The organism is Thalassotalea sp. G20_0 (assembly GCF_017744175.1).
Lineage (GTDB): Bacteria > Pseudomonadota > Gammaproteobacteria > Pseudomonadales > Endozoicomonadaceae > Endozoicomonas.
On record NZ_JAGHQV010000040.1, the window covers coordinates 40,362 to 51,382 of the forward strand.

12 protein-coding genes and 1 pseudogene are annotated in these 11,021 nt (G+C 48.1%); 5 read left to right on the forward strand and 8 right to left on the reverse strand.

Translation table 11 applies throughout. The features are described from left to right. Positions 1-18 precede the first annotated feature (18 nt). From J7438_RS27890 to J7438_RS19485, 3 genes are all read left to right on the forward strand, one after another. Complete coding sequence (locus J7438_RS27890) at positions 19-147, forward strand: hypothetical protein (protein WP_286196729.1); 129 nt, start codon at positions 19-21, stop codon at positions 145-147. 75 nt (positions 148-222) lie between these two features. Next, on the forward strand, positions 223-528 hold the full coding sequence (locus J7438_RS19480; protein WP_209277867.1) for an ADP-ribosylglycohydrolase family protein: 306 nt from the start codon (positions 223-225) through the stop codon (positions 526-528). A 152-nt stretch (positions 529-680) separates the two neighbouring features. After that, positions 681-1,334 (forward strand): hypothetical protein, encoded by a 654-nt coding sequence (locus tag J7438_RS19485; protein ID WP_209203456.1) that lies wholly within the window; start codon positions 681-683, stop codon positions 1,332-1,334. 427 nt (positions 1,335-1,761) lie between these two features. On the opposite strand, the gene J7438_RS19490 is transcribed toward J7438_RS19485, so the two are convergent. Continuing rightward, the gene (locus tag J7438_RS19490) at positions 1,762-1,950 is read right to left on the reverse strand and encodes a hypothetical protein (RefSeq protein WP_209277868.1); all 189 of its coding nucleotides are present in this window, start codon (positions 1,948-1,950) and stop codon (positions 1,762-1,764) included. A gap of 309 nt (positions 1,951-2,259) precedes the next feature. On the opposite strand from J7438_RS19490, the gene J7438_RS19495 reads away from it, so the two are divergent. Beyond that, entirely contained in the window at positions 2,260-3,615 is a 1,356-nt protein-coding gene (locus J7438_RS19495; protein ID WP_209277869.1) for an MFS transporter, read from the forward strand. A gap of 92 nt (positions 3,616-3,707) precedes the next feature. On the opposite strand, the gene J7438_RS19500 is transcribed toward J7438_RS19495, so the two are convergent. From J7438_RS19500 to J7438_RS19525, 7 genes and pseudogenes are all read right to left on the reverse strand, one after another. Next, positions 3,708-4,049, reverse strand: a complete 342-nt coding sequence (locus tag J7438_RS19500; protein ID WP_209277870.1) for a hypothetical protein — start codon at positions 4,047-4,049, stop codon at positions 3,708-3,710. A 222-nt stretch (positions 4,050-4,271) separates the two neighbouring features. Next, entirely contained in the window at positions 4,272-4,754 is a 483-nt protein-coding gene (locus J7438_RS19505) for a hypothetical protein (RefSeq protein ID WP_209277871.1), read from the reverse strand. A 597-nt stretch (positions 4,755-5,351) separates the two neighbouring features. Beyond that, entirely contained in the window at positions 5,352-6,725 is a 1,374-nt protein-coding gene (locus J7438_RS19510; RefSeq protein WP_209203461.1) for a sigma-54-dependent transcriptional regulator, read from the reverse strand. Then, positions 6,722-7,354, reverse strand: a complete 633-nt coding sequence (locus tag J7438_RS28675) for a sensor histidine kinase (RefSeq protein WP_503003919.1) — start codon at positions 7,352-7,354, stop codon at positions 6,722-6,724. Before J7438_RS28675 ends, J7438_RS19510 begins: the two co-directional genes overlap by 4 nt. Then, positions 7,340-7,540: pseudogene (locus tag J7438_RS28680) on the reverse strand (histidine kinase dimerization/phospho-acceptor domain-containing protein); the annotation flags it as partial. The pseudogene J7438_RS28680 and the gene J7438_RS28675, both read right to left, overlap by 15 nt. Before the next feature lie 2,290 nt (positions 7,541-9,830). Further along, positions 9,831-10,007 carry a hypothetical protein gene (locus J7438_RS19520; RefSeq protein ID WP_163370786.1) on the reverse strand — a complete coding sequence of 59 codons (177 nt, stop codon included), beginning with the start codon at positions 10,005-10,007 and terminating at the stop codon, positions 9,831-9,833. A 66-nt stretch (positions 10,008-10,073) separates the two neighbouring features. After that, positions 10,074-10,253: a hypothetical protein gene (locus tag J7438_RS19525; RefSeq protein ID WP_209277873.1), complete on the reverse strand. Its 180-nt coding sequence runs from the start codon at positions 10,251-10,253 to the stop codon at positions 10,074-10,076. Positions 10,254-10,522: 269 nt separating this feature from the next. Between J7438_RS19525 and J7438_RS19530 the strand changes: the two genes are divergently transcribed. Further along, positions 10,523-11,021: hypothetical protein (locus tag J7438_RS19530; protein WP_209277874.1), on the forward strand; the 499-nt coding region annotated here is incomplete at its 3' end.

An 11,021-nucleotide genomic window follows, 5' to 3' on the forward strand; every position in this document is an offset into this window, starting at 1 on the left:
AGAGCTGAAAGTAAAGGAATGTGTTCTGTAGAAGCGGTTGTTTGTCATGCTTACCAACGCTGGTTAAAAACTCAGGGAGAAACCAGCCCTGCAATGGAACGAATGGAACCACAATTTGGCGACGGCTGGTTGGCGATGGCTGGCTAATGACTTTCCCTGCCTTGTTCTCAAGACGAGCTCCCGGAAATACCTGCATTAGTAGATTGAAAAATATGCAGTCTCTTGGAGACTACACTGCAATTAGTTAAAGCGGAACTCGGCCTTTACTCATTTCATGAGGAAACACTGCCGGCGTTGGAACAACCGGAGCAGTTGGCTCATTCTGAAGTCACCATTCCCGTGGCAATCTCACAACTCGGTGAAGGCTGGCTTGCGGAAGAGGCTCTGGCTATTGGGGTTTACTCGGTGCTCGTGAGTTCGAGCCTGGAAGATGCACTCATTATTGCCGTGAACCGTAGTGGTGACTCTGATTCTACATGCAGCAGCCCCAGAGTTATCTGGCCTTGTTTGCCAATGACCCGGGGCTGAAGTGGAACGTGAATCAACTGTTCCGGCAGATGCTTCAGGACAAGGTCGAGGTAAGTACTTAATAAATAGGGCGATAACCCAAAATTGAACTTTTGTATCAATTATGCATCTAAACGTAGAAATTGAAATTATTTAAGTAGAGGAAGATAACAATGAGTTCTATATCAGATATCGCTTCATCCATAGGCAGCGCCTTTAAAACAGTGTTTGATTGTGTCACTTACCCCTTTCGATGGGCATTTAATCGAACAGTTTCAGTACTTTCTTCCGTTAAAACGTATCTTTTTGGGTCATCTAAACCTGAGAACCAAAGCGAGGTGCCTAATGAAACATGTGTCAGCGAACGTTCAGTTGACAGTGTGTCAGAACCAACTGTAAGCACATCTACTTCCGCACCTACGTCAGAGCAGAACGAATTAAAAATTGCGAAAATTAAGGCTCTCTCAACTGATCTGATGGCAGCAGAGCAAAAAATCGACGGATTATCAGTATTTTTGCAAGAGCGGGATAATCAAACCGCTGAACAACGTTTTAATGTCAGACAGTTAGTTAACAAAGTTAATGACCTGAAAAATCTACACAGAATCGTTGAAGATCTGGACAATGGTGCCGTTATTTCTCCAGTTGATGTCAAAAGTAAAGTAGAAGATGTTTTCAAAGTAATGAAGGAAGCTGTCGTGCTTATGCAAAAAGATACGTTGAAGACATTGTTGGATAAAAGGCGTTTAGAAAAACTTGATGGACTACTTATCAATATTGACAATGCAAAAGCCAAGCTTAGAGAAATACAGTCCAGCAAAGCTTGATATGGCAAGTATTTTCCGGACACTACGCAGCCCTGACAAATTTTTGTTTATGAGAAAATAAAGGACACCTAAAAATTTGACTAATTTGTTTTTCAAAAAGAAAGACCCCAGATTTTATCGTTCAACTTACGGGCAAAAAGGCTGACCTCGACAAACCTGCGTGAGTTTAAAACAAAATAAAGGACACCCAAAAAATTAACTAATCGGCCACACCATCCATTTTTCCTCAGGAGCCTTTTAAGGGCATTAAGCACATATACCCAGTAACCAGTAACCAGTAAAATAACATGACGACCGCCCGAAAAAACTATGAACATATTTTCACTCACCATGGGCATTTGTGCTCTTCGTGGTTCGATCTTTAACTTACCCAAGCGGGGGAGCAGGCGTTTAATGTCTACCCTAAGAGTACCAGTTAGCCTGTCTGTCAGATAATCCCAAGTGGTCTTCCTGCATGCAGCCAGCACTGGGCATGGTCGTATACATCAAATTGCTGAGCACCCTTGCTGAATGCGACGGTCTGACGATTGAATCCATGATGAATCAGGCTGCCGTACAATACGCTTTCGGTGGCTTTTTGCTGTAACCTCGGACCATCAAGGCCAATATCTTTCATAAACTCTTCCCTCGACTCCCGGCTCAGAAAGTGAACATCAAGATATTGAGCCAGAGTCTTGCTCCGGTGTCGTCTGTCTGCAGATAACGGGATCCTATGGCCAGCAATTCATCTTTTTCAGCATGGAAGGCAATAGCCTTTGATTAACAGGCTACTGAGATGGATACACCGGTATCCCAGAGCAGTTCCAGTAAGAGCCCCTTATTTGCTCATTGTAATGTACTGTCGTACATTACGAACTCTGAACTCGAGCTCTTGAGGCAAGCCAAAAAAATTTATAGAACAAAAACAATTAAAAAAGGCGACACAATGAAGACTATTACCAAACTCAATCGAGTTGGCTATGCCATGGGGGACCTGGGCAACACACTGACCTTCGGTATGATGTCCACTTTCTTGCTGGCTTATTATACGGATGTACTGGGTATTACTGCCGCTGCAGCGGGGACGCTGTTTCTCGTTGCCAGAATCTGGGATGCGGTGAATGACCCGATCATGGGTGCTATCTGCGACAAACTCTTCACCCGCAAGCATACCGGGGACAAGTTTCGCAGCTTTCTGGTGAAAGGCAGCTGGCCTGTTGCCGTGGCAGCCATTTTTGTGTTTTGGGCACCACAGGGCCTGAGTGACTCACAAAAACTGATTTGGGCTTACGCCACCTACATTGTCTGGGGCATGGCATATACCTTTATCAATATTCCCTATGGTTCACTGGCGACGGTAATGACCAACGATAAAGGTGAGCGAGCCTCTCTTTCCGCCGCCAGAGGTGTCGGTAGCATGGCTGGCAATGTCGTAGGCAACATTGTCGTACCACTTTTCCTGTCGATTTTCGCTGATGACTTTGCCAAAGGTTATTTGTACTCTGCTGTATTCGTCAGCACTTTTGCCATGATCGCCTATCTTATATCCTATCGGCATACTGCTGAACATATACGACACGAGCCTTCAACCGAAAACATTAACATTTTTCAGGGCATCACCTCTCTGCGGAAAAACTCTTTATTTCTCTGTGTGAGTATATCTTCCGCATTTATGCTGGCAGCATTTATGGCCCAGAGTGCCATTACCTACTATTACCTGACTGAGAACCTGGATGGCCAACTGTGGTTCATATCCTTAAGCTCAGCGGTCAGTGTTCTTGCTATCCTTATCATTTCATCGTTTATCGGAAAGCTCGCCTTAAAGTTCGGTACCAGGAAAATTATGATTACCGGATTTTTGTTGGCCGGTATTACAGCGACCGTTTGCTTTTTACTGCCTGACTCTATTTATGTCATGTTCCTGTGGCTCTTTGTGGGCATTCCACTGATGCTACTTCCTAATTTGCTGATCTGGGCAAATGTATCTGACAGTATTGACTACAACTCTTACTTATCTGGTCAGCGTCAGGAAGGTGTCATCTATTCCAGCTATTCATTTGCCCGTAAGATGGGGCAGGCACTGGCAGGTTTCATCGCGGGTACGGGGTTATCTTTTATCGGCTACCAGGCAGAACTGGAAACACAGCCAGCCTCAGTATTGCTCGGCATCGATGCACTAATGTTCCTCTTGCCTGCTGTGGCGCTGTTTATATGTGCGCTTATCTACTTTGTGATGTGGGATGAATCCAAGATCAAATCAGCCAGTGAAAGTGACGCTGACTTGAGCGGACAACCCGCTTGATTTCTGGAACAGTTCAACTGGCAGGAGAAATCCATCAAAGCTCCAGAGAGTTTATTCATAATTAGCGTGATATTTTTGATATCCAGCAACAGTCATCTGAGTTTAGTGTTCACAGATATACCGATAGGCTGACTATCAGGGAAGTTTGCCGTGATATCTACCGAATGTTGCAATCCAACTATGAATTTTCGGGGAAGGCTGAACAAATGATATCCGAAGATAAGTTTATTTTTAGCCTTCTGAGTTTGCTTTCCAAAGCGGCATTGAAAAACAGGCTTAGAGACAGCTCCAATAAAGATGAAGTCTTTAGAGCCGCAGTTATTCCCTTTATTGATTACCTTAGTGACTTGGGGTTTCACCTGAAACACAACCTGTTGCTTTATCGGGTTTTTCGACAAATACAGGCTTGTCGCAAAAATATAGTCTGGTAACAAACCAGAGTTTTCTGGCTGAGAATGGCAGTCAGTCTCAATTGTCCGCCACAGATATTGGCTTGAGTGTGTGTGTACCTTTTCAAGTTAATAAGCCAAAGACCTCCTATTGCTGTCTTGGCTATAGTTAAGAAACTTCGGTCATCTTATTCAATTTAGAATCAGCTTTTTGTTGCCCTGACACTGAATCAATGGCTCCAGACAATGACCATATGAAAACCGTTTTTATTTTTCTACCCTTAACTGCTCGTTAGAGACTATTACATCGGGTTTGGACAAGTCCGCCAAAAACTTTTCAGGGACTTGTGAATCGGGTAAAGGTACGCCTTCCTGAAAAAACTTTTTAAGGACTTGTGGATCGGCTAAAGGTACGCCTTCCTGAAAAGACTGGAAAGGGACAGCCCCTACTACCTCAGCTTCATGCCTCCCCACAAAATCATATGTATTCGAATTTGAACCCGATTCTGACATGTAGTTCAGATCTGGTTGTTTGGCCACAGCGCCTTGACCAGTGCCAGGCAGAAGTCGCTTTCTCAAGCCTGCCGGGTAATCTTCCGATGGTTTTAGGCAGCAAGCGGCCACTACACATGCTTTCACCAATCTATAACTAAAACTGAAACAGAGTTCACACTGATCAGGTTGGATATCATCACTTGCTGCTTTCCAAACACCCGAGAAGAAACCTGTTTCGGTACTCTCAACGCGCATATAAACCTCCTGAATCCCGTCAAACAGGGATTGATATTATTATTCGTACTTATATATGACCTCTTATTTCTGAAAAGATTCAATAAAATGTATTCATTTATCTTTTTCGGGTAAAAGGGATAAAAAATAGCACCTTGTTAACGGTACTAAAGTACAAGTAATCTGTTTGTCACACATGCTTATCCAGTACATCATTTCGATGAGTTTGATGTGTACAATCTCCGTTCACCCTGAGCGCCCTTCGGCTCAGGATGCACGGACGAAGGGTGATTGGCACAGTCTTTATTCAGGGTATGGTATTTACGCCCTTCGACTCCGCTCAGGACGAACGGAGCCCGGGAGTCATTGATAGAAGGAACCCATCAATTACATTGAAACCATGTACCAGGAGGCTGTCCGAGAATAGGCTGCCCTACACGGCAACTGCTCCTGCGTTGCTCTAACTCCTGCATCCATGCGGCGACAGCAAATTGGTCTAAAAATCCGCTTTTGTTCGGCAAATAGCCCCGCTATTCACCTCACAAAACCGAATTTTTATCCTCAATTTTCTGCCGTCCTCGCTACGGGCCTAGACGGGCGCTATTCTCGGACAGCCTCCTATGTTGCCACTGTTTTCTTTCTTGGAATACCCAGGCGCTGGCGCCGCTCCCAGAGTGTTTTTCTACTGATACCCAGCTTCTGCGCAAGATCGGTTTCGGTCATCTGGTCCTGGTGCTCAAGCACAAAACGCTGGAAGTAGTCTTCCAGTGTCAGGCCATCCTGCAGCTCTTCGGCATCCTGACGGAACAGGGTCTGTTTCACACGAACGTCAATGTCCAGATTTTCCGGAGTGATGATATTGTCTTCGGAAAGAATGACACCCCGTTCGATGGCATGCTCCATTTCGCGAACATTCCCGGGCCACTGATATTGAGAAATGGCGGCCATGGTTTCGGGAGCCATTGAGAAGACTTCCAGACCCATTTTTTCACAGGTTTTGGCCAGCAGTTTTTCCGCCAGCATCAGGATATCATTGCCTCTCTCCCTGAGTGGCGGAATGCGCAGTTCCACCACTTTCAATCGATAGTAAAGGTCTTCACGAAACTCATTCTGTGCAGAGAGCTGGCGGAGATTCCGGTGAGTAGCGGCAATCAGTCGAACATCAACAGACTGTGACTGTACTGAACCGACACGACGAATTTCACCTTCCTGAAGAACGCGAAGTAGCCTGGCCTGGGCTTCCAGTGGCAGCTCACCGATTTCATCAAGAAACAGTGTGCCACCATTGGCCGCTTCGATCAGACCGGTTCTGGCGGCTGTAGCCCCGGTAAATGACCCTTTTTCATGACCAAAAAGCTCTGATTCAATCAGTGTTTCCGGAATGGCGGCACAGTTAACAGAAATCATCGGGCCATTAATGCGTTTACTGTTTTCATGGATGGCCCGGGCAACCAGCTCTTTACCGGTGCCTGATTCACCCTGAATTAATACCGTGGCATCGGTTGGAGCCACCTTCTGTATTTGCCGGAACAATAGCTGCATGGCATCACACTGTCCCAGAATGCCATTAAAGCCATCGCCGGAGAATGTCGCTTCATTAACACCCTGGTCAGGTGTGGAGTCAGTACTCTGAGCTGCCTGCTTTTCAATAGCTTCAGCCACGCGCTGAATCATCTCTGCATGATCAAAGGGCTTGGCAATATAATCGACGGCACCCTGCTTCATGGTTGAGACTGCCGAGTTCAGGCTGGCATAGCTGGTCATGATCAGTACCGGAATGCCATTGGCCAGGTTAATCATTTCAGTACCGGGCTTACCGGGAAGCCTCAGATCGCTGATGATCAGTGAGAACGACTGTTGTTTCAGAAAGTCTTCCGCTTCATGAACCGAGCCAGCCTCAGTAATACCATATCCTTGTCGTTCAAGAAGACGACGCAGTGACGATCGGATAATTTCTTCATCTTCAACAATCAGTATCTGGTCCTGACTCATGCCATGTCCCCATGAAATTCCAACGGCTGCTCCCCTGTGTCTGAAGTCATCACTGACTCAGTCTCGTAGCGTGGAAGCGAAATGATGAAGCAGGATCCCCGCCCTGTGAGCGGGTCCAGCGGACTCACCACCTGAATACTGCCAAAATGTTCTTCGATAATATTCCAGGTTAGAGCAAGGCCCAGGCCAGTCCCTTTACCCGCTTCTTTGGTGGTGAAAAATGGCTCAAACAGCCTTTCCTGAACGGCTTTGGGAATGCCATGCCCCTGGTCTTCAAAACGAAGGGTGACCGTGTGCTGGTTGGCTGTGGTGCTGACGGAAACAACTCTCTCCGTGTCCACAGTATCCACAATGTCAGAGCCTTCCTCTGAGGCATCGGCGGCATTTTTCAGCAGATTGATAAACACCTGTTGTAATTTTTGGCTGTTACCGCTAACGCAGAGGCCATCGATGCATAAATTTCGGAATACGATATTGCTGTTCTTATGGCTTAATTGCAACAGGCTAATGGCTTCCTGAATGGTGCTGAACACTTCTACGGGTTCGGCTACCGATGGAGAATCACCGTTATGCCCGTTTTGCTCTCCCCCTTTCTGACCGGAGTGAGCATAAGACACCAGTGTTTGCACAATGCGACTGACCCTTTGGGTTTGTTCCAGTATTTGCCGGGAACTCTGTTGTATATCCGGGTCCGATGATAGTGCGCTCATTTCCTGGGCAAGGCAGTCTATACCGGTAATCGGGTTGCCAATCTCATGGGCAACACCGGCGGCCAGCTGCCCGATCGACGCCAGTCGTTCACTGTGAAAAAGCTGTTCTTCCAGCATTTGGGTTTCTGTCTGGTCCTCCAGCAACATGACCTGATTACCGCCGGTACCGGAAACCGGTGCCTGAACAGCGGCTTTGTGCAGGCTGAAATAGCGGGTGCGGCCCTCCATTTCAACACAGTGCTTGTTCAGGTGATTGTCGGGGAGTTGCATAAAATCATTGAGGATCTGGTTCCAGGGAGCAGGAATGGTCTTCAGGGGCATCCCCAGAACAGCATCGGCAGGAATGCCGGTCAATTCTGCCATTGCCTGATTCCAGAGCATCACTTCGCCGGTGTTGTTCGATGGCTGCGATTCCGGGTGATCAACCGACGTGCTCTCCATGGCAGCGTCAATGGAGCAGACGGCCATGGGCAGGCTGTTCAATGTGTCCCGGTGATAACGTCTCAGGCTATCAAGCTCACCTGCCAGACCGGTCAGTTTTGAGTGATACGCTTCCAGACGGGATTCCATAAAATGGATATCTTTGGGGACGTAATCATTGTCTACATCCAGCGGTAAAAAGGAGTTAACGATTTCATGGGCAATGGTGGGTCCCATAAGCCCGGATAGATTATTCTCAATACGCTCCCTGAGGCGTCTCAGGGAGTGCGGACGGTTGTCGTCCGGTCTCATATTGAGATCGGTCAGGGCTTTATTGATTTCCGTCTGCGCCGCTACCGGCCCCAGAGGGGCGCTGAGCATCTCCTGGAATTCGTAGGAAGAGCGTGCCTTGGGGATTTTGTAGGGCTGCTGACGCACCTCACGAACCAGGCAGGCGGCCGCCGCGCTGCGCTCTTCATCAGGCATCCTGGTAAAGCTGGAGACCAGGTAGAACACCAGCACATTTACCACCAGTGATGAGACGGCAGCAATATACCAGCCATCGTTAGTGATGGTGCCGAAGTTGACGCTACGGATTGGGAACATCTCAAGTCCCATGGTTAAAGGCAGCATCAGGGTGAAGAACCAGACTGTGGTTCCGGACAGAATCCCGAGAATCAGCCCCTTATGGTTTGCCCTGCCCCAATAGAGCGTAGACAGGGTGCCGGGCAGTAGTTGCAGGGCTCCCACATAGGCGACGATGCTCAGGCTGTACATGTCCACCTCGTTATGCAACAGCCGGTAAAATCCATAACAGGCGAGGATCAGGGTAGCGATAATCAGGCGTTTTACGTTGGTCAGCCAGCGGTAGATGTTCGTCTGGACCTGGGCTGACTCGCCGGTCTGATAGAAGGTCTGATAAAGCGGCAGTATGACGTGGTTGAGCAGCATGGAGGACAGGGACAGTGAGGTCACCATAAACAGGCCACTGGCCGCAGAAAGTCCGCCTATATAGGCGATGATGGTCAACCATTGACTATCCACGGCATAACCAATAGCCAGTGGAAAGTACTCGGGCGGATAAGGACTCCCGATTTTGAGACCCGCCCAGAGAATCAGAGGGGTGGAAATACTCAACAGTAATAAAAAGAAAGGCAGGCCCCAGCTGGCTGTGAATAACATTTTTATGTCGCGGTTTTCGGCAAAGGTCATATGAAACATATGGGGCATAACCACAGCAGAGGCAAAAAACATCAACAGTGTTGTTCGCCAGGGACCATCTTCCAGATGAGAGTTCATCCCGATAATGACTTCGGAGTTTGCTTCAAGCCAGTGGTTTAATCCGGAAAAGCCACCAAACACTTCGACGATGACGACGCCGCCAAGCAGCGCCATGATCAGCAGTTTCAGCAGCGACTCAAAGGCAATCGCAACCACCAGACCATCATGCTGGCGGCGGCTGGCCAGGTGCCGGGTGCCAAACATCATGGTCAGTAACGTGACCATAATACAAAAACCGAAGGCCAGCTTGTCAGGGGAGGTGTCATCACTGAGCAGATAAACGCCGTCTGCCACGGCCTGTATCTGCAGGGCCAGCAGGGGAAAGGTGATAAACAGCAGCAGCAGGGTACTTAGCGTACCCGCCACGGGGCTCCGGAAACGGAAGGCCAGCACATCGGCCAGAGAACTGAGTTGATAGGTGGAGGTAATTCTTAAGATTGGTACCAGCAGAACAGGCGCTAATAAAAATGCGCCGCTCAGGCCAAAGTAAAAACCGAGAAAAACATAACCATCGTCGTGGGCAACCCCGATACTGCCATAGTAGGCCCAGCTACTGGCATAGATGCCCAGGGACAGAACATAGGTTGCCGGGTGATGAACCACTTTGCGTGGGATGATGCCTCGATCCGTCGCCCAGGCGCAGAGAAAAAGAACCGCCAGATAGGCAACACTGGCCAGAACGATATACTCCAGTTCAAAGCTCATCGCTGTTACCCCTGATCTGAAGGGTAAAGCCCGCGACAATCAGGATGAACCAGAGTATCCAGGGTTGATACCACTGTTCACCAAACGTAATCCACCAGCCCATGATGGCTGGAGAAAAAAGGTAAATACCGATCACCAGAAGCAGAACCAGGCGGTAGATATACATATTACGTCTGTACAGTTTTGCCGTTGGACGGACATGGTAATGGTTATATGGATAAACCGCAAAAGATTACTGGCATCCTGCATCTTCGATGCCCCGGAAACAGGACAAACCACCGCTGACGGCCCGGACTCCCTTTTTCAGGGCATGTTCTGCCCACTCCCGAATGGTTTTTCGCTGGAAGTTATCAACGGCATTGAACTTCATGTAGATAGGGGGGTTATCAGCATCTGTCTGAACTGCGGCCACAAATGCCCATGGCGCGTGAAAATATTTTGCGCCACCCTCAGGGATGAAAAATGGTTACGCAAAATATTTTTCACGGCAAAGGGAGCTTTGTTGAGTCAAAGATGGTGTTGCTGGTAAGCGAGGTTTGGCAACGACAGCAATTGCACTGGAATTCAGCTTTCCCTGATACCGGTTGCCCGGAACTTTACTGGGCTGACAAGGTCGTACTCTATTGTTGTCATTCCCAAACAATTTTCCAATTGGAAACAGGGAGGACCTCCAAACAAACCATGCAGTCACCTTCCTCCTCAGCAACCGCAGATACTCTATCCCAGTTAACATCCACTGAAGCTGGAAGAGACGAGCCGTCAACCAGCCGCAAACGCAAAAGAAAGCGGAGCATGGCAGGTCGCCAGATTGAACAGACCACAACGGGCACAGGAGCATTTCCACCGCATCAACAGCAACCTGAATCCGGGACCATTCCCCCCATAAAGCTCAGACGTGTTACTGGCAATAACTCGTGTATTGAGCGCTCTTCTTCGACTTCGGTTCAGGGTAATCCGGAGCCAATGGAGACTGACTCGGCCATGCCTGCTGACGCAGCTTCCACGCTTCCGGGCATAGCAATAAATCTACCAACAGACAGCGACAACAGGCCATTAACTGGCAATGAGCATACCTCAGAGATGGTGCAGGATATGCCAGTACCAATGGAGGATGTACCGCTCACTACAGAAATTAACAGTGAAACATCAATTTCAGAATTTTCTGTAAGCCAGCAAAATG

Coding starts and splice junctions, on each gene's coding strand:
- J7438_RS19520 (WP_163370786.1), bottom strand. CDS start 10,007: ATGTATATCTACCGCCTGGTTCTGCTTCTGGTGATCGGTATTTACCTT.
- J7438_RS19490 (WP_209277868.1), bottom strand. CDS start 1,950: ATGAAAGATATTGGCCTTGATGGTCCGAGGTTACAGCAAAAAGCCACC.
- J7438_RS27890 (WP_286196729.1), top strand. CDS start 19: ATGTGTTCTGTAGAAGCGGTTGTTTGTCATGCTTACCAACGCTGGTTA.
- J7438_RS19485 (WP_209203456.1), top strand. CDS start 681: ATGAGTTCTATATCAGATATCGCTTCATCCATAGGCAGCGCCTTTAAA.
- J7438_RS19510 (WP_209203461.1), bottom strand. CDS start 6,725: ATGAGTCAGGACCAGATACTGATTGTTGAAGATGAAGAAATTATCCGA.
- J7438_RS19505 (WP_209277871.1), bottom strand. CDS start 4,754: ATGCGCGTTGAGAGTACCGAAACAGGTTTCTTCTCGGGTGTTTGGAAA.
- J7438_RS19495 (WP_209277869.1), top strand. CDS start 2,260: ATGAAGACTATTACCAAACTCAATCGAGTTGGCTATGCCATGGGGGAC.